This is a genomic window from Roseibium sediminis, assembly GCF_008711325.1.
Lineage (GTDB): Bacteria > Pseudomonadota > Alphaproteobacteria > Rhizobiales > Stappiaceae > Roseibium > Roseibium sediminis.
On the sequence record NZ_VXDB01000001.1, the window covers coordinates 385,327 to 404,286 of the forward strand.

Annotated in this window: 16 protein-coding genes and 1 tRNA gene; 5 read left to right on the plus strand and 12 right to left on the minus strand. The window is 57.3% G+C overall.

Features of this window, described 5'->3' with window-relative positions; all coding sequences use genetic code 11:
- Positions 1-11: 11 nt before the first annotated feature.
- Complete coding sequence (locus F0155_RS01725; protein WP_150522737.1) at positions 12-1,175, plus strand: dihydrodipicolinate synthase family protein; 1,164 nt, start codon at positions 12-14, stop codon at positions 1,173-1,175.
- 5 nt (positions 1,176-1,180) lie between these two features.
- Positions 1,181-2,188 carry a LacI family DNA-binding transcriptional regulator gene (locus tag F0155_RS01730; RefSeq protein ID WP_150522738.1) on the plus strand — a complete coding sequence of 336 codons (1,008 nt, stop codon included), beginning with the start codon at positions 1,181-1,183 and terminating at the stop codon, positions 2,186-2,188.
- A gap of 9 nt (positions 2,189-2,197) precedes the next feature.
- On the opposite strand, the gene F0155_RS01735 is transcribed toward F0155_RS01730, so the two are convergent.
- From F0155_RS01735 to F0155_RS01755, 5 genes are all read right to left on the minus strand, one after another.
- On the minus strand, positions 2,198-3,034 hold the full coding sequence (locus F0155_RS01735) for an inositol monophosphatase family protein (protein WP_150522739.1): 837 nt from the start codon (positions 3,032-3,034) through the stop codon (positions 2,198-2,200).
- Between the two features lie 3 nt (positions 3,035-3,037).
- Complete coding sequence (locus F0155_RS01740; RefSeq protein WP_150522740.1) at positions 3,038-4,099, minus strand: ABC transporter ATP-binding protein; 1,062 nt, start codon at positions 4,097-4,099, stop codon at positions 3,038-3,040.
- Positions 4,096-6,327: an ABC transporter permease gene (locus tag F0155_RS01745; RefSeq protein WP_150522741.1), complete on the minus strand. Its 2,232-nt coding sequence runs from the start codon at positions 6,325-6,327 to the stop codon at positions 4,096-4,098. Before F0155_RS01745 ends, F0155_RS01740 begins: the two co-directional genes overlap by 4 nt.
- A 78-nt stretch (positions 6,328-6,405) precedes the next feature.
- Positions 6,406-7,434, minus strand: coding sequence for an ABC transporter substrate-binding protein (locus F0155_RS01750; RefSeq protein ID WP_150522742.1), 1,029 nt, complete (start codon positions 7,432-7,434; stop codon positions 6,406-6,408).
- A 157-nt stretch (positions 7,435-7,591) separates the two neighbouring features.
- On the minus strand, positions 7,592-8,632 hold the full coding sequence (locus F0155_RS01755; protein WP_150522743.1) for an ABC transporter substrate-binding protein: 1,041 nt from the start codon (positions 8,630-8,632) through the stop codon (positions 7,592-7,594).
- A 260-nt stretch (positions 8,633-8,892) separates the two neighbouring features.
- Here F0155_RS01755 and F0155_RS01760 point away from each other — a divergent pair, with 260 nt between their 5' ends.
- Entirely contained in the window at positions 8,893-9,585 is a 693-nt protein-coding gene (locus tag F0155_RS01760; protein ID WP_425299908.1) for a winged helix-turn-helix domain-containing protein, read from the plus strand.
- Complete coding sequence (locus F0155_RS01765) at positions 9,586-11,667, plus strand: sensor histidine kinase (RefSeq protein WP_150522745.1); 2,082 nt, start codon at positions 9,586-9,588, stop codon at positions 11,665-11,667.
- Positions 11,668-11,670: 3 nt separating this feature from the next.
- On the opposite strand, the gene F0155_RS01770 is transcribed toward F0155_RS01765, so the two are convergent.
- The 6 genes from F0155_RS01770 to F0155_RS01795 all read right to left on the minus strand — a co-directional run bounded on the left by F0155_RS01770 (position 11,671) and on the right by F0155_RS01795 (position 17,406).
- Positions 11,671-12,717, minus strand: a complete 1,047-nt coding sequence (locus F0155_RS01770) for an L-idonate 5-dehydrogenase (RefSeq protein WP_150522746.1) — start codon at positions 12,715-12,717, stop codon at positions 11,671-11,673.
- 23 nt (positions 12,718-12,740) lie between these two features.
- Complete coding sequence (locus F0155_RS01775) at positions 12,741-13,826, minus strand: Ldh family oxidoreductase (RefSeq protein WP_150522747.1); 1,086 nt, start codon at positions 13,824-13,826, stop codon at positions 12,741-12,743.
- 22 nt (positions 13,827-13,848) lie between these two features.
- The gene (locus F0155_RS01780; RefSeq protein WP_150522748.1) at positions 13,849-15,126 is read right to left on the minus strand and encodes a TRAP transporter large permease; all 1,278 of its coding nucleotides are present in this window, start codon (positions 15,124-15,126) and stop codon (positions 13,849-13,851) included.
- A 2-nt stretch (positions 15,127-15,128) separates the two neighbouring features.
- Complete coding sequence (locus tag F0155_RS01785; protein ID WP_150522749.1) at positions 15,129-15,632, minus strand: TRAP transporter small permease; 504 nt, start codon at positions 15,630-15,632, stop codon at positions 15,129-15,131.
- 62 nt (positions 15,633-15,694) lie between these two features.
- Positions 15,695-16,666: a TRAP transporter substrate-binding protein gene (locus F0155_RS01790; RefSeq protein WP_150522750.1), complete on the minus strand. Its 972-nt coding sequence runs from the start codon at positions 16,664-16,666 to the stop codon at positions 15,695-15,697.
- Entirely contained in the window at positions 16,663-17,406 is a 744-nt protein-coding gene (locus F0155_RS01795) for a GntR family transcriptional regulator (RefSeq protein WP_150522751.1), read from the minus strand. Before F0155_RS01795 ends, F0155_RS01790 begins: the two co-directional genes overlap by 4 nt.
- A 98-nt stretch (positions 17,407-17,504) precedes the next feature.
- Here F0155_RS01795 and uxuA point away from each other — a divergent pair, with 98 nt between their 5' ends.
- Positions 17,505-18,710, plus strand: coding sequence for a mannonate dehydratase (gene uxuA, locus F0155_RS01800; protein WP_150522752.1), 1,206 nt, complete (start codon positions 17,505-17,507; stop codon positions 18,708-18,710).
- 102 nt (positions 18,711-18,812) lie between these two features.
- On the opposite strand, the gene F0155_RS01805 is transcribed toward uxuA, so the two are convergent.
- A tRNA-Met gene (locus F0155_RS01805) sits at positions 18,813-18,889 on the minus strand.
- Positions 18,890-18,960: the final 71 nt, after the last annotated feature.

Below are 18,960 nucleotides of genomic sequence, written 5' to 3' on the forward strand. Positions count from 1 at the left end.
GCACAAGACCCATGCTCAATCTGCCGACCTATAACAACACGCTGGAACCTTACAAGCTGAGCGGACTAGCGCTTGAGCCCAGAGCCCCGCGTGTTCCGCTCACGCGCACGGCCTTTGCAGCTGCCCATGTGGTCTCGGACCCGCTTGCCGAACGCGCGCCCTGGCAGGGCTCTCCCTCGGTCGATTGGGAAAACACCCTCAAGTTTCGCCACTGGTTATGGGATCAGGGATTGGGACTGGCCGAGGCGATGGACACCGCCCAGCGAGGGATGGGTGTTGACTGGAAAACAGCCAGAGAGCTGATCCAGCGCACCATGAAAGAGGCCAAGGCGCACCCGATGAAGCCTCGGGTTGCCTGTGGGGCCGGGACAGACCAAAAGCCTCTGTCTGAGCTGACAACGGAAGACGACATCATCGAAGCCTACCGGGAGCAGATGGAAGCGATTGAGGACGCAGGCGGACAGATCATCCTGATGGCCTCTCGCGCCTTTCCGGCCATCAAGGCAGGTCCCGACACCTATGCCCGTGTTTATGGAAAGCTCCTCAATGAAGCTTCTTCGCCGGTCATCCTGCATTGGCTTGGGGACATGTTTGACCCTGCCCTGAAAGGGTATTGGGGGGCGGATGACATCCCTGCCGCATCAAATGCCGTTCTGGACATCATCAACGCCAACAAGGCCAAAGTGGATGGCATCAAGATCTCCCTCCTCGATCAGGCCCATGAAGAAGCCTTCAGGACAAGGTTGCCGGAGGGCGTACGGCTCTATACCGGCGATGACTTCAATTATGCCGATCTAATCGCAGGCGATGGCAGCAGGCACAGTCACGCTCTGCTGGGCGCATTTGCGGCGATTGCGCCTGCCGCCTGTCAGGCTCTGGAGGCCTTGGCCGAAGGAGACATGGTCACCTATCACGCCCTTTTTGCCCCGACCGTCCCGCTCTCGCGCGAAATCTTCAAGGCACCGACGCAATATTACAAGGCCGGGATTGCGTTCCTTGCATGGTTGAATGATGCCCAAAGCCACTTCATCATGCCCGCCGGTTTCCAGTCTTCCCGTGAGATTACGCACTATGCGGAGGTTTTCCGCCTTGCAGATCGCGCCGGAATCCTGTCCAAACCGGATATCGCGAGCGAACGCATGGCGCTCCTTCTCAAGCTGCACGGACTGACCTGACCAAGATGAACAAGAGACCGACGATCCTTGATGTTGCCCGCCACGCCGGAGTGTCAAAGTCGACGGTCTCACTGGTCCTGCAAAACTCGGCTGCCGTAAAGGCGTCGACAAGAGCTGCAGTCGAAAAGGCGATGGTCGATATCGGCTATGTCTACAACCGCTCGGCAGCCGGTCTTCGTGGAGCGTCGTCTGGCCTTATCGGCCTCGTGATCAACGACCTGCGCAACCCGTTCTTCACCGAATTTGCTGCCAGCATCCAGATGACCTTTGCCCGCAAGGGATTTTCGACGGTCATTGCCAATACGGACGAGAATCCGGACATCCAGGCGACGGTCATTGCCTCCATGATCGAACATGGCGTTTCCGCCTTTGTTATTTCGCCGACCTACGCACCGGATCTCAGTGCATTCGACCGGCTGGAGAAATCAGGCATTCCAACCATGCAGGTCTTGCGTCAGGTGGATGAGCGAACGGACATATTCCCGTTCGCCTCGCTCGACTACATGGCAGGAAGCCGTCTGGCGACCAAACACCTGCTGGAACTTGGCTGCAAGCGGATTGCCTTCGTCGGCGGACTGGAAGACCGGCCCGTCACGCTGGAACGCGTGTCAGGCTACAACGAACTGATGGATGCGGAAGGGCGGGAGCGCATCTATTACCACGGTCGCCCGTCACGCACCTTTGGCCGCGACATTGCCCGGCGCATGGCAAGGGAAGACACGCGTCCAGACGGCGTCATCTGTTTCAGCGACCTTGTCGCGCTTGGCATGATCAGTGGCTTCGCGGAAACCGACATTCTTCCGGGCAAGGACATCCGTATGGTCGGGTTCGATGACATCGAGGAAAGCTCCCTCTGCTTTCCACGTCTCAGCTCGATCCGTTGCGATGTCTCACGCTTTGGCGAAAACTCCGCACAGGCCTTGCTCAATTGGCTCGAGCAGGGCGACAAGCCGGAAGCCACCAAGCGCTACCCCGTCGAGCTTATTGTCCGCCAGTCCAGCATGCGGCTTTAAGGCGAGCTGCTACCGAAGGTATTTCAGCTCGTTTTTCCGGGCTATCTGATCCAGAGCCTCAAAGGCGCCAGGACCTGCAGCCAGCACCGGACCACCAGCAAGGCGACCCTGTCCTTCCAGCGGAAAGTCCCTGTGAAGTCCGCCCGCTTCTGCAACGATGCAATACGCAGCCAAACAGTCCCAGATATGCATGGAAGGTTCATAGAAGCCCGCAAGACGTCCTGCGGCGACATGGACCAGCATCTGCGCTCCCGAGCCGGTGCGCACATAGTTGCCGCCTGCCGCCATGAGATCGCAGATCACGGATCCGACCATCTCCGGCGGGATGTCATGGTTTGCCCCTATCCCCGTCAAACTGTTCTGCAAGGTCTTGGCGGCATCCAGCATCAACCCGTCGCCATTGAGTGTGGCACCGCCGTCCTTGATGGCAGCGAAGGTCTCGTCATCACAGGGAACACGAACAACCCCCATCACCAACTGGTTGTCCTTCAGCAAGCCGATTGAGACACACCAGTTGGGCATTCCATGCAAAAACGCCGCTGTGCCGTCAATCGGATCAACTACCCAGAGATAACCACTCGTGCCATCCTGAACACCGTGCTCCTCGCCGAGGATGCCGTCTTCCGGGTAGGACTCTCGCAAGAAGTCCCGGATCAGGCTTTCCACATTTCGATCGGCAATCGAGACCAGATCCTGCAAGCCTGTCTTCGTCTCGACCGTCAGCTCTTTACGGCGCATGAAATAGTCCATCGCCATATTGCCGGCCTCTTCCGCCATCACCTGAGCCAGATTGAACCGGGCCTGAAGCGTATCGGACGGAACAGCCGTCAAATTATGTAGCAGCATGTCTTATCCCTCGATCAGGGCCAGACCGCGATTGCGGAAGCCGAGGGAAACGGCCGTCTTCGGCGCGTAGGACTGATCCACGGCGTGATCAATGACGAAGAAATTTCCGACCGATGTTTCGATTTCATACTCCACATGATCTCCAAGATAGGCAGCCGTCACGATTTCACCGCCGAGACCGGACGTATCGGTGGGATTGAGAACAACCGATCCCGGGCGAACCGCAAGTTTGGCCTTGCCCTTTGAAGCCCCGCGCGAGCGGAGCTTGTGGCGGATCCCGCCAATGTCGATGATCGCGTTGTTGCCCTCATGATCGAGAATCTCGCACGAAACCACATTCGCCTCACCCATGAAATCCGCGATGAATTCGGAGACAGGTTCCTCATAGAGCTCACGCGGTGCCCCTTCCTGCGCAATACGCCCGTCCTTCATGACGACAATCCGGTCGGAAACGGCAAGGGCTTCGTCCTGATCATGCGTAACGTAGACGGCGGTAAAACCCAGCCTTTGCTGCAACTCACGAATTTCGGTCCGCACTCGGCGTCGCAAGCGGGCATCAAGGTTGGACAGGGGTTCGTCCAGAAGGAGAACCTGAGGATTGAGAACCAGCGCACGGGCAACGGCAACACGTTGTTGCTGGCCACCTGAAAGCTCTGCGGGAAGACGATGCCCCATTCCGGCCAACCCCACCTGAGCAAGACCTTCCTCCGCCCGCTCATGGGCTTCCTTTTTCTTCAATCCGGAGGATTCCAGTCCATAGGCCACATTGTCGAGCGCACTCATGTGCGGAAACAGCGCGTAGGACTGAAACACCATCGACACATCCCGCTCATGCGCTGGGACCATCGTGACATCCCGCCCCCCGATGAAGATCCGACCGGAGGTGGGATGTTCGAGCCCAGCCAGCATTCGCAAGGTGGTTGTCTTGCCGCAGCCGGAAGGACCGAGAAGGGTAACCAGCGTTCCCGGTTCGATGGTGATGGAAAGATCCGGCACCGCTGTGAAGGAACCAAAGTCCTTGCGCACGTTTTCAAAGACGACCGAACCGGCCTTGAGGTCTGTCATGCAGTTTTCTCCTGCGCAATCTGGAACTTGTTGGATTTGGCGACACCAGCGACCCTGTTTTCACGGCGGAGCTTTCTCTCGCCGACCAGGAGCTGGAAGCCCGTAATCACGGTGATCATCACGAAAATCAGCATCGAGGAATAGGCAATGGCGATACCGTATTCGCCGTTTTCGACGAGGCCGACAATGTAGGAGGTTGCCATGTTGTATTCCGCGCTAACGAGGAAGATCACGGCACTGATAGACGTGATCGCCCGAACGAAAGAGTAGACAAGAGCTGCCGTGATGGCTGGACGCAGCAGCGGCAAGATCACCTTTCGCAGCGTTCTTGCACTGTTCGCCCGCAAGGTGAGCGATGCTTCATCGAGGCTCTTGTCCAACTGGCTCATCGCCGCGATACCGCCGCGCACGCCCACTGGCATGTTGCGGAACACGAAGCAGGCAATCAGGATCAGCGCAGATCCGGTCATTTCGATCGGTGGCAGATTGAAGGCCATGATGTAGCTGATACCGATGACCGTGCCTGGAATGGCGAAGCTCATCATCAGGGCAAATTCGAACGCATTTTTGCCCGCAAATTTCTGCCGCACGATGATGTAGGCCGTCAGCAGGCCAACTGCCGCCGTCAGGGGTGCCGAGATCAGGGCAATTTCCATCGTCGTCCAGAACGAGTTCCACGCCACCCCGGTCCAAACAAGAGCACCATCCTGAAAGCCTATGGAGAAGGCGCGGGCGTAGTGCTCAAGGGTCAAGGAATTGTCGAGGCCCCACGTCTTCACGAAGCCACCGAAGATGATCATGCCATAGACGATGAGAGTGAACCCCATCCAGGGCAGAACGATGCCGTGAACCGTGATGGAGAGGCTTTTCGGCAGGCCCGCATGAACCCCGCTGTCTCCCTTGCCGGTCACCGTCGCGTAGTTCTTGCCCGAGAGCCAAAGCCGCTGGGCCAGAAAGGCCGAGAGGGTAAAACTCAGCAGGATAATGGCCAGAACCGCCGCACGGGAAGGATCGACCTGAGAGCCGACCACCGCGAAGAAAATCTCCGTCGACAGAACACCATGGCTCCCACCAAGAACGAGCGGGTTGCCGAAATCCGCCATACTCTCGATGAACCCGATCAGAAAGGCATTCGCAAGCCCCGGCTTCATGAGCGGAAGCGAGACATGCCAGAATGTCCGCCAGCGATCGGCCCGAAGGGTTTGCGAGGCTTCTTCCATGGACGGGCTGACACCTTCCACCACGCCGATCAGCACAAGGAAGGAAATCGGCGTGAAGGACAGAACCTGGGCAATCCAGATACCTGTCAGACCATAAAGCCAGCGGCTCGGTTCGATACCGAACAGTGTATCCAGCGCTTCTGTCACCACACCCGAGCGGCCAAACAGAAGGGTTAGCGCAAGTCCAATCACGAAGGGTGGCGTGATGATCGGCAACACGGTCAGAAGGCGCAGCCCTCTCTTGAAGGGAAAGCGGGTGCGTGTCGCAGCGAGGGCGAAGGCAAGACCGAGGATGGTAGAGCCAAGGCCCGAAAGAACCGCGAGAAACAGCGTGCGCCAGGCAACGCCACACCGGTTGCCACCGATGACACAGTCAAGGCTCCAGATGGCGGGATCCTGCATGTTGCGGATGAAGCCATCCGGTTTGAAGGATCCGTCAAAATCATGCACTGCGCCGACGAACATGCTGCCTATCGGATAAAAAATGAAAACCGCGACCAGAAAGATCAGCATGGAGATCGACCCGACAACAAAGGCGTCTCCCTTCATGAACCCGCGTTCGGCGAGCCCAAAGGCAATGAAAAGCACAAAAATGAGCGATACAAGGACAGCGCCAGCCCCCATGGCCGGCTGGCCAAGCGACAGGGCACCGAATGCGTTCTCCGGAAATGTCCAGGCCCACCCGGTAAAACTGATCGCAAGTCCCTGCAGAGCCATGAAGATGATCCCTGCAGCTCCGGCGATCACCAGAACCTTGCCCCGCTGATCCTCATTTCCGATCAGCCGGCTCCCGATCCCGACAAGAAACAGGATCAGCGCCACGGCGAGCCATAGGCGCCCTTCGGAAAGGATCTGAAACAGGCCAGGCGCCTGATCGGATGAAAACGGAAAACCGGCTATCCAGTCAAATGAGTAAAACCCGCGCTCCACCCGGTACCAGGGCACGAAAAGAAAGGCAAAAATGCCCAGGCCGAGAAGAACATTCAGCCGTTTGATGCCACTGGTCATGGCCCCCCCGTTTTTTAGCTTGTTGTGTTGATCCACGGGAAGACGAACGCTCTCCCGTGGACCAGTGTCATCGAACGATCAGTTGGCGATTGCGCCGATTTCGCGATCCCAGCGCTCAAGCAATCCCTTGCGCGTGTCCGGGTTGCCGTAGGTTGCGAAATCGTAGTCGATCAGTTTGATGTCTTCGAACTTCGGAGCTTCCGGCGGCACCGCAGCGGCCTTGTTGGACGGCAGCTGGAAGGACTTGGCATCCTTCATGCGGGACTGGACTTCCGGGGTCAGCGCCCAATCGTACCAGACCTTCGCATTGTCCATGTTGCGCGCACCCTTGACGATGGACATGGAGCCGATTTCATACCCCGTGCCTTCGCATGGTGCGATCGGTTTGACCGGGAAACCGGAAGCCGCCTGCGAAATTGCGTCATGCATGAACACGATGCCAAGGCCAGTTTCACCGCGCGCAGCAGCCTTCACCGGGGCGGAGCCGGATTTCGTGTACTGGGACACGTTGCTGTTGAGATCCTTCAGGTAGGCAAAAGCCTTGTCTTCACCCATGATCTGAACCAGCGAGGCAAGCGCCGTATAGGCCGTGCCCGAGGAGTTCGGGTTGGCAACCTGGATCTCGCCTTTCAGCTCCGGCTTCAGAAGGTCTGCCCAGCACAGCGGCTCAGCAAGTCCCTTTTCCTTGAAGATGTCGGTGTTGTAACCCCAACCCAGCGCGCCGGCGTAGATGCCGACAGTCCGGTAGCCCGAGCTTTCTGCCTGCATCTTCGCCCAGTCGTGCAACTCGTCGATCTTCGCGGACTTGTATTCTTCCGTCAGACCTTCGGATGCTGCCTGAAGATGCGGATCCCCGGTGCCGCCCCACCAGATATCCGTCTTCGGATTGCGGGACTCGGCACGGATCTTTGCATAGCTCTCGCCCGATGAGAGGCGAACCATGTTGACCTTGATATCGTGCGCAGCTTCAAAGTCCCCTTGCAGCTGTTCACAGATCACCACATCCGCAGAACAGATAACATTCAGGTCGCCCGCCGCCTTGGCTGACGAAACTGAAAAGGCTGCTGCAGTTGCAAGCAGCATCAGGGAAATACGTTTCATAGACATCGTTTCCTCCACTTTGGCTTTCAGCCATTTCTCTGCCCGGAAGGCAGAATTCCTCGCGCTTTCACGCATTGTTTTTTCGTCATCAGACAAACCCCTCCCGTTCGGAGCCGCGCCACGGTCCGTTCAGGAAAATCAGTATTTGCAGATGCTCACGTCCCTATTGGGTTGCGACAGGGTTCGCCGATGGCAGCACCTCCTTGTCGAAACGATCCAGCAGACGCCTGCGCTGGTCTGGCGACCCGAAGGTCACAAAGTCATAATCCACCATGCGGATGAGCGAGATGTCGGGAGCTGCGGGCGGCAGGGCAACACGGGCATTGGACGGAACCTGATTCTGGCCCGCGCTTGCGCCAGTTTTCTGCCCCTCGGTGCTCAGGGCAAAGTCCACAAACCGCTGCGCGGTTTCCAGACGGCGAGTGCCCTTGATGATGCTGACCGCCCCGATCTCGTAACCGGTTCCCTCACAAGGGGCGACAATGACGAGCGGCGCTCCGGACAGTTTCTGTGTCACCGCATCATGAATGAAAGAGATTCCGATTCCGGTTTCTCCGCGCGCAGCCGCCTTTACAGGCGCAGCACCCGATGTCGTGAACTGGTCAATGTTGCGAGACAATGCGGCCAGATATTGAAAGGCCTCATCCTCTCCCAGAAGCTGAACCAGAGTGGCCAGCATGGTGAAGGCAGTCCCGGACGAATTCGGATTGGGCATCTGCACCAAGCCCTTGTAATCGGGATTGGTAAGATCCTTCCAGCAGGACGGTGCGCGAATGCCCCTAGAATTCACTACCGCGGAATTATAGGCAAAGCCCAACGCTCCAGCGTAAATGCCCGACGCCCTTCCACCGGAAATCTGGGAGAAGTTTTGCGCCCAAGGCAGAGCGTCTTGCAACTCGAGCGACTGATAAGGCTGAAGCAAGTCCTCCGCCGCGGCCTGAAGATGCGTGTCACCAGTCCCGCCCCACCAGACATCTATGTCCGGGGAAGCTTTTTGGGCGCGCACACTTTCCAGAATTTCTCCGGTGCTCTTGCGCGTTACATCAATGGCAAGCCCGCTCTTTTCCTCGAAGGCCTTTTCCATGCTCTCGCACCATTGCACATCGGCTGCGCAAAGGACCTTGAGATCCTGCGCCGAAGTGTCAGCAGAGTGGACGACAAGGCCAAGGCCTGCCACCGCTGCGAGCAACGTTGCGAAATTCATGTAAACCTCCCAGTCCGGAAGCAGCTTCCGAACATTTCCTACCATGGCAGACATGACCGGCTTCGCAACAGGAGTTTGGTTACCGTTGTTTCCACTGGCGAGAATTCAGGTTACATTTGTTACAAGTCTTTCAATAATGACAAAGCATCAAGTAAACCAAGGCTTTGCATGCTCCCTCACATTGCATATGATCATGACCGGGAGGATCGGTATTGCAAAGTGAAAGTATAGATATCCTGATCGTGGAGGACGATCCGGATATGGCAGAACTGATCTCCGATCTCGTCGAAGCGGAGGGCTGGCGTGCGGCGCGCGCGCATTCTGCAGAAGAGGCCATCAGGCGTCTGGCAGACGAAACATTCCATCTGATCCTGGTCGACCATAACCTGCCGGGAATGTCGGGTCGCGTGTTTGCGCAAAAACTCAGATCCCAAACAGATCTCGGCATCATCATGGTAACGGCAGCAGGCAGTGCTGCCGAAAGAGTGCTGGGTCTGGAAACCGCCGCTGACGACTATGTGGTCAAGCCTTTCGAGCCGATCGAACTGACCGCCCGCATCAAGGCCGTGCTGAGACGCATGCACCCTGCGCTGAAGGCCGACCGGGAAACGGTCAGCTTTCAAAATGAGCCCTCTGCCCTTTTACTGGGCGACTGGGTGATAGACCTGCAAAACCGTCGTGCCATCTGCAAGTCGCACCCAGGCAGAACCCTGACTTCTTCCGAGTTTTCGCTTCTCGAGATTCTTGCCGCGACGCCGAACCAACCCGTAAGCCGCACAACGATTCTGGAACAGCTGGGGGCGGAAACAGACCGGCTCATCGACCGCAATGTCGACGTTCTTGTTTTGCGTCTTCGTCGGAAAATCGAGCGAAATCCGGATCTGCCGCAACATATCAAAACGCGGCGCGGAAAGGGCTACATTCTTCATCGGGACGAGGCGGTGCAGTCCTAGATGATCAACCGCCCGCTCCTGTCCTCGATCGCCTTTCGCCTTCCCGCCGCCATCACGCTCATTTGTGCCGTTGCCTTCACCTTGTCGGCCATTGCGATCTACGGCTTGCTCAAGGCGCGGGAAGAAACCGCTGCCTATGGCCTGCAGGTCTTTGCCAGCCTGGCGGATGCCTCTCTCGTGTCACGACAGGTATCGGATCTGGTTTCAAGCGCGCCATTCCTCATGAATGCAACGTCCCCCTACACGATTTCCGGCAAAAGCCGCGCTTTGATTGTTCAGGTGGATGAGCTGCTGCTAAATTTACCCGACACGCGATCGGCCAATCTTGGCAGCCGGATTTCAAGTACCCGTATCCAGAACCTGCTTGAGGGAATACGGACCCAGACCCTTGGCTTGGCGACACGCGCCGAAACGGCACAAGGCTTCAAGGAACAGGTGTCTTCCGCGCTCGGCATGATTGCCGTTGCCGATAACAGCGGCCGGTCGGACACCCGCCAACGCCTTAATGCCATCGCACAGTCTGTTTCCAGTGCCGGCAGTCTGTTCCAACTGGGTGAATTGCGCCGAAGATACGTTTTTGAGACCAGCGCCATTCCAGCTCCGCCGATAAACCTTTCCGCCTATGAGGCGGCCTTTCAGGCACAGAACAGCTATCTGGAGGAAATGTTCGGCGTGCGCGCGGCAGTGGACGGCTTGCACAAGATTGCCAGGGAACTGTCGCTTGCAACGGAAAACCAGTCCGCAATCGTGACCGAAACCCTGAACCGCGAGTTCCAGTCGACCTCGGCCACGCTTCAGCGCCTTCTGGTGATCGTTGCCGTTGCATCGCTGCTGGTCCTCACCGTGGCGATCCTCTCGATCCGCACCGTCACGCGTGTGTCAGGAGGCATTGTCTCGCTCACCAGCGGCATCAATGACCTGGCTCGGGGCAAGAAGGACGTCGGCCCTCCCATCTACAAGGGGGATGAGACCGAACTCCTTGACCTGCAGGAGGCCTTTCAGGCGTTCAAGACGAGCGTTGACCGTGTGAGCCGCCTTCGCAGAACCGCGGAAGCCGCCGCCAGAACCATCAGATCAACGTTCCGAAGCATGAATGAAGGCATTGCGATCTTCGATGCAAATGGCGAACCGGTCACCATGAACCGGCGAGTGATCGAACTGTTTGGCCACGGTGGCGCGGCCCGCAAATACAAGCTGCCCAAATTCCTTGAACCGATTTCCGAGCTGTCGGCAGATCCTCTGCCGATGAGGGACGCCACCACCCCTTTGGTCGAACCGATCACCGTGCGGCACAGGTCTGACAGAGGAACTGTCACCGAGGTGTCCCTTTCGCGGCAAAGCGACAATGGCCTGGTTGTTCTTGCAAGGGATGTCACCCAGCTCGATCAGCAGGAAGCCGAGGCGGCCAAATCTCTTCGGCTGGATGGGATCATGCGACTGACCCATCAGCTCAGCCATGAGATCGGCAACACGATCGGGATCATCACTGGAAGCCTGGGCATGCTGGAGCGGGACGAGGGGTTTGACGAGCGCCAGAGACGCAATATTGCCCGCATCCGCAAGGCAGCCGACCGAGGGAGGTCGCTTGCAAGCAGCATGCTGACAATTGGTCGCCAGCAGCCGGTAAACTTCAGCAAGACCGATATCTCCTCCCTCCTTCGGGGAATGGCGGATATCCTCGAAATCGCAATTGCGGACAAGTGCAGCCTGACGCTCGATCTCGATACCGGGCTGGCCCCACTTTACCTCGACCCGGAGCTTTTTGAGCAATCAATCCTAAACCTTTGCCTCAATTCCTCCGCTGCGATGCCCGATGGAGGAAATGTTGCCATTCGCACGTTTTCACAAAGTGACTTCGTTGTCGTCAGCGTCAGCGACAACGGGATCGGGATGACACGCGACGAGATTGACAAGGCATTCGAGCCCTACTTCACCACCAAGTCCGGCACCGGTGGGGCAGGGCTTGGCCTTGCGGTGGTCTATGGTTTCGTTCGCCAATGCGGCGGCAGTGCCCGGATCCTTTCAGAACCGGGCGAAGGCACCACTGTGGAACTCAGATTTCCGATCGCGCACACATCCTGAGGGTCAGGACATCTCGAACATCAGGTGAACCTTTACTGACCGACTGCGGTCAGACGCGGCTTGAAAGGCATTTACCGCTTGTTCCAAGGGAAACTGCGCGGACATGATGGGGCGCACATCGATGCGCCCTGATGTGATAGCTTCAACGGCTGCAGCAAACTCAGCATCAAAGCGGTGCGTCCCCTGAAACCGGATTTCCTTGGCAACCAGCGCATTGATCGGGATCGGGGTATCCCCGGTGACACCAACCTGAACCAGCACACCGCCGGGGCGCAGCGCTGCAATCGCCCCCCGGATTGCAGGCCCTGCGGCAGAGCATTCAAAGGCAACATGAAAGTGGCCCTTGTCCTGCGCATAGCGATCCAGTTCCTCCGGTTCTTTCGCGACATTGACAACCCGTGTGGCTCCCATTTTTGTTGCAGCAGCAAGAACCGCATCATGCAGATCGGTCACAACCACTTCTGCAGCCCCTGCTGAGGCGGCAGCTGCTGCACACAGGCTCCCAATCGGACCGGCGCCGGTCACAAGAACCCGCTTGCCGCGAACCTCACCGGCCATCTTCAGGGCATGCAAACAAACCGCCAGAGGTTCTGCACATGCGACCGCTGTCAGATCCGCATCGTCCGGAAGGGGCAGGCATTGCGCGGCCTCAACAACCACCCTGTCACGAAACAGCCCCTGCTCATGAGGCAGACGCATGGCTGAGCCGTTGAACCGCATGGTCATGCAATGTATAGGCGCACCTTCATCGCAATACCAGCAATCACCACAGGGACGGCTGGGATTGATCGCAACCTTGTCCCCTTCCTGAAGGCCTTCGACACCGATCCCGACCGAAATCACGCGGCCCGAGGCCTCGTGACCCAGAATGATCGGCTCACGCACACGGATCGTTCCAATTCCTCCATCGGAAAGATAGTGCATATCCGAACCGCAAATACCTCCCGCAGCAATCCCGACGAGAACCTGCCCGGGACCGGGTTCAGGCACCTCGTCATGTTCGATACGAAGATCGTTTTGCCCATAGAGGCGGCACACACGGGTTTTCATCAGGGACTCCAGATAGAACGACCTCAACGAACTGGCATTTCGGGGGATCGAATACCGATAGGTTCAGGAAGCGGCAGGTCAAACTTGGCGGCGGCAGCAGTAACGCGAGCCCATACTTCATCTGGCAGGCGGACACCTTCTTTCTGGCTGTTTGACAGGGCATCATAAGCTCGATCACCGGGGATGCGGACTGCGTCTCCACCCGGAACAGGGCTGCAAGACCGGCAGGCTGTGTTCAGCGTGTCAACTTGGCAAAGAAAGTCCTCGCGCCCAGCAAAGGCATCAGGACATATGATCTGAAGAAATACATTGCCCCCCCAGCGAACCGGAGCGTTGGCGCGCCCGTGGCCTGACAAGGCCTGTGTCAACATCTCAACCATCAGTCCCATGGCGAAACCCTTGTGCCCGTGGTCCTTACCACCGACCGGTAGGATCGAGCCCCTAGGCGTTTGGTTCACGACAGAGGGATCGGTTGTTGCCTTGCCGTCCGCATCCAGCATCCACTGATGGTCAAATTGGGTGCCTTTGTTAATGTGCTCTCGCACCTTGGACACGGTTGTGATCGAAGCACAAGTGTCGATCAACACCGGATGCCCTGCGGCAGGGTATCCAACTGCCCACGGGTTGGGTGTCAGCAGGGGTTCAATGCCACCAAAGGGTGCAACCCATTTGCCTGATGGGTCCGAGGTGGCGATATAACAGATGTACCCCTGCTCGGCAGCCATCTGCGTCAACGTCGATAAGCAACCTATGTGATGGCTTCGACGAATTGCCACGGCCGCCACACCAAAGGTTGCAGCACGGTCAATACAGGTATCGATAGCCTTTGCCATAAGCCAGTGGCCGGGCAGGTAGTGCCCATCCCACACCATGGTCACACTGTTATCTCTCACAACCTCGTGACAGCCACTTGCTGTCATGGTGCCGTTTTCGAGCTCTGGAATGTAGTAAGGAACCATCGAGATCCCATGTGTGGTAACTCCCATCTCGTCCGTGCGGGTCAGGAATTCGGCAACCACCTCAGCCAATTCATTTGCCATGCCGCCCGAAATTAGCAGATCCTTGGCGAGTCCCTTTAGGGCGTCACGTTCAAAGTGCAGGTGCTGCATGAGATCGCTCCGTTTCCACATTTCACTTCGTCAGCAGGGAAGGTAGCCAGGTGGCCAGCGGCGGAAAATACGAGACCGCGAAGAGCACAAGAAGGTTCGTCAGCAGAAACGGCAGGATCGCACGCACCACAGGCGCGAGAGGCACCCTGGCGATATTGGCGCAAAGGAACAGGCAAACCCCCACCGGCGGGGTCGTCAGACCAATCATCAGGTTCAGCACCGCGAAGGTGGCAAAGTGCAGAGGATCGATGCCGACCGCCTGAGCAAGCGACATCAGCGGAACAAACAGGATGATGAGCGCTGCAATCGTCTCCATGAACATCCCGACAAACAGAAGCAGCAGATTGATCAGAAGGATAACGAAGAACCTGTTATCGGTGATCGACAGAACCCCCTCTGCAATGGCCTGCGGAATGCGCTCCGACACAAGAATCCATCCGAAGACATTTGCAAAACCGACAAGGGCGAGAATGCCCGCAGCCGAAACCGCGCTATCGACAAGGATTTTCGGCACGGCGCGAAGTGGCAGTTCCCTGTAGACGAAGGCGCCGACCACAAAGGCATATACGCTGGCAACTACCGCCGTTTCCGTTGGCGTCGCAAGGCCGGACAGCAAACCGTAGATGATCAGAAACGTCATTGCGATTGCCCAGATGGCGCCCCCGAAGGAGCGGCCAACTTCGCCAAATCCCTGCCAAGGCTGGTGTGGGAACCCCTTGCGAACGGAGATGATGTAGCATGTGACCATCATCGCCAACCCCATGAGGATGCCGGGGATCGCGCCGGCAAGGAACATCTTGCCAACGGAAATTCCCGAAAGGGCTCCAACGATGATCATCGGCACCGAGGGGGGGATAATTGGTCCAACGGTGGATGAGGCTGCCGTGACTGCGGCGGAAAAGTCCGCCGGATAACCCGCCTTCTTCATGCCGGGAATGAGCACACTGCCAATCGAGGCTGCGTCGGCAACAGCCGTTCCGGTGATGCCGCCAAAGAGCATGGAAGCGGAAATATTCGTCAGCCCAAGGCCGCCCCTGATCCAGCCGACAAGAGCGTTTGCGAACCGAATGATGCGGTTGGTGATGCCGCCATGGTTCATGAGATTGCCAGCAAGAATGAAGCCGGGGATCGACAGAAGCACGAAGACATCCATCCCCGCATACATCTTCTGGGGCAACACAACAGGCGGAATACCAGCGATCAGCAGATAGGCGAGCGATGAAACGCCGAGCGTTATGGCAACGGGAATACCGATCACCAAGCCCGCAATGAAAACAACAAACAGGACGGCAACGTCCATTTTCAGCTCTCCGTCTCGTCGGCGGTCTTGTCAGGCAAACCATCTTCCTTGCCGCTGAGCATGCCCAATACCCTCATGCCGGCGAACACGGCGAGCCCGGCAAGGAGGAGGAAGACGGTCAGATGCACAAAATCCATCCGCCAACCAAGCGCGGGCGCGGTCTGCATTTTGCCTATGGAAACAAAACGCCAAGCGTGGGGCAGGATGTAGAGCGCCAGACCGCCAGTCACGGCGGCAGAAAAGAGGCGCAACACCCACGGCCATCTGCCGGGAAGCGCCTCGCAGATCACGTCGACATTCACCAGTTCCCCGGAACGAAACGCCAGTCCGGCCCCAAAGGCGATCATGTAAAGCAGCGCGTACCGTGTCAGCTCTTCCGTCCAGACCGGGGACGACCCCATAAGGCGCCCGACAACCTGCACAAGAACCGCCGCCATGAGGATGGCAAAGGCAAGGCCTGCACCAATGCGGGCAACTCCTGTCACGACACTTATGACCCGAGACATGCTCGAACTCCCAAGCCGGGTGCCAACGCCACAAGGCTGCGGCGCTGGCAATAGGTCCCGGTTTAATTCGAGAAAAGGCTTTCGACGATCGGCTTGATCTCGTCATTAACATTGGCGAGAACAGCGTCCTTTGCTGCTGCCTGGAAAGCAGCCGCATCCACCTCGACAAAGATCATGCCTTTTTCCTCAAGGAAGGCACGGTCTTCCTGAAGGCTTTTCGTGAAGAGGTCGCGTTCGTAGGCTTGTGCACGGGCAGCAGCCTCGGTCACGGCAGCCTTGTCCTCGTCAGACAGCTTGTTCCAGGTCGATTCAGCGATGGTCAGATAGATCCAGGACCGCACATGATCTGTGAGGTTCACGTGGCTTTGGACTTCATAGAAGCTGGCCGAGCGGATCAGCGCCAGAGGGTTTTCCTGCGCCTCAATTGTACCGTTCTGCAAGGATGTGAACACTTCGGAAAACGCCATTGGACCGGGGTTGGCGCCAAGGGCGGCCCACACATCCACAAAAAGTGGAACATTCGGTACACGCATTTTCAGGCCATTCAAATCGGCCGGTGTCTTGATCGGTCTGTTGGACGTCAAATCGCGAGCGCCACGAGCGAAGTAGGCAATCGGCCGGATTTGAACCTTCTCGATGATTTGGGCCTTGATTTCGTCTCCCACCTCTCCGGAAGCGAAGGCGTCCATATCCTCAATGGTCTTGAACGCATAGGGAACAGCAAGAAGAGCCGCCTTGGGTGCCCAGTTCTGCAGGGATTCACCGGTGATTGTCATGTCGACCGTCCCGAGTTGCATCCCGTTGATGAGATCAATTTCCTTGCCGAGCGACTCGTTCGGAAAGACCTCCACCGCAATGCGGCCATTCGTTAGCGCGGAAAGTTCTTCACCGAACTTGACCGACGCCTTGTGCCAGGAGTTGTCCTCGTTAGCCAGATGGCCGAGTTTCAGCGTCATCTCCTGCGCAGACACCGGCCCCGCCAACAGTGCGGCTACGGCGACTGCAAGGGCTGTTACTTTCAAATTGATAGTCATGCGTTTGTCCCTCCCATGGGTGCATTGACCGGCGGAGGTATGTCTCCGTCCGGCAGATCAAAAAATCGTTCATTCGCCTTGATGATCTGAGGCAGGTCTTTCAGCACTTCCCGCAAATGCAGGCGTATTTCGGCGTTAACGCCTGCCACATCTCCGGCCTCGATCCGGTCAACGATAGCCCCATGCTGAATGATGAGCTTGTCGACCCGGAATTCGCGCAATGACAGATATCGAACCCGGTCCATCTGTGACTTGAGGCCTTCAATCTGGCGCCACGCACTCGCCTTTCCCGCCGCTTCTGCGAGCGTTCGATGGAAACGTTCGTCCAGACGGATAAATCCGTCCGCATTTTCCGGCGCCAATGCCTGCTGGACGTCCAACTGTCGGCGCAATTCCGAAATGAGGATCGGATTCGGGTTCGCAGCCAGAATCTTGCAGATATCTGCCTCGATCGCTTCTCGCAGGAAACGCGCATCAAGAACCGCAAAATATCCGATACGTGTCACAATGGTGCCGCGTTGCGGTCGGATTTCCAAAAGCCCCTGATCAGCTAGCTTGATGAATGCTTCACGGACCGGTTGCCGGCTGATGTCGTAAGTGCGGGCAACTTCGGTTTCCGAAATCCTGTCACCCGGCTGAAGGTCACTTTGAATAATGCGCTCACGCAGGATGCGGGTGATCTGCGGCGTTATCGACGCAGAATGATCCAGTTCCCATGCCTGATTACGTTCAAATTTCATGTGCACCACACCTCCCGCAACGTCAATTAACATACTTCCATACTAGTCAGCAAGATGTGGCAGTGCTATAAATCTTACCTTGGGTCAGGAGGGGTTATATGGAACAGACTTGGCGCTGGTTTGGACCGCAAGATCGTGTCAGCATCGCAGATGTCGCACAGGCCGGTGCTACCGGGATTGTCACGGCACTTCACCACGTTCCCACCGGACTGACTTGGTCGTCCGCAGAAATTGCCAAACGACAGAGGGAAATTGCGACCATGCCCGACGGCAGCCGGTCCACACTGGTGTGGTCGGTGGTCGAGAGCCTGCCTGTGAGCGAAGATATCAAGAAACAACAAGGCATCTGGCGACAACATATCGCCAATTACAAGGAAAGCCTTCGCAATCTCGCATCAGCGGGGATCAAGGTCATCTGCTACAATTTCATGCCGGTTCTGGATTGGACCAGAACGGACCTCGCATGGCGGCTGCCAAACGGAGCTACCTGCATGCGTTTCGACCTGATTGCTTTTGTCGCTTTCGACCTCTTTATTCTCAAACGCCCGGAGGCCGAAAATGACTATGACGATGTGCTCAAAGCATCCGCCTACGCGTATTTCGATAAACTATCTGCCGAGCAAGCTGACCAATTGGCAGGCAATATCGTCTATGGCCTCCCGGGCGCTGCCGAAAACTTCACACTGGAAGACGTCCGCAACCATTTGTCGGAATATGCCGACATGGGAGAAGACTCGCTGCGCCAACACCTCATCGACTTCCTGACAGAAATCGCGCCTGTTGCCGAGGAACTTGGGCTACGCCTGTGTTGTCACCCGGATGATCCGCCATTTCCCCTGCTTGGCTTACCGCGGATCATGTCAACTGAGCAGCAGTACAGGGCGGTAATGCAGGCGGTTGATATTCCTGCTAACGGGATCACCCTGTGCTCGGGTTCACTGGGAGCGCGACCAGACAATGATCTGACAGGAATGATGGAACGCCTGGGAGATCGTGTTCACTTTCTTCACCTTCGAAATGTCAAACGTGAAACAACAGATATTCGAGGATCCTTCTACGAGGCAGAGCATCTTGGAGGGGATACCAATATGGTGACCCTGATCACTGCAGCCCTGAAGGAAGAACAACGGCGCAGATCCATCGGCAGATCCGATTGCTCCATCCCGTTCCGCCCAGATCATGGGCAGGACATTCTGGATGACCTGGGACGACGCGCACAACCTGGATATCCGTCCATTGGGCGGTTAAAGGGTCTTGCAGAACTGCGCGGGATTATCGCGGCCCTCGAACCGCAATTCCGATGACAGGTATCTCTTCCGACAGTGTCCCCCTGGTGGTTTTTGTTATTTGAACGCAAGAAAGCCCGCTAGCTTTTGGGCTATACGGGCTTTTTTGGTATTTTTGTTTGGTTGCGGGAGCAGGATTTGAACCTGCGACCTTCAGGTTATGAGCCTGACGAGCTACCGGGCTGCTCCATCCCGCGTTGTTCTGATTGATTGGTTGAAGAGTTATATCTGTTCTTTGCAGGCCTGGCGGCGACCTACTCTCCCGCGT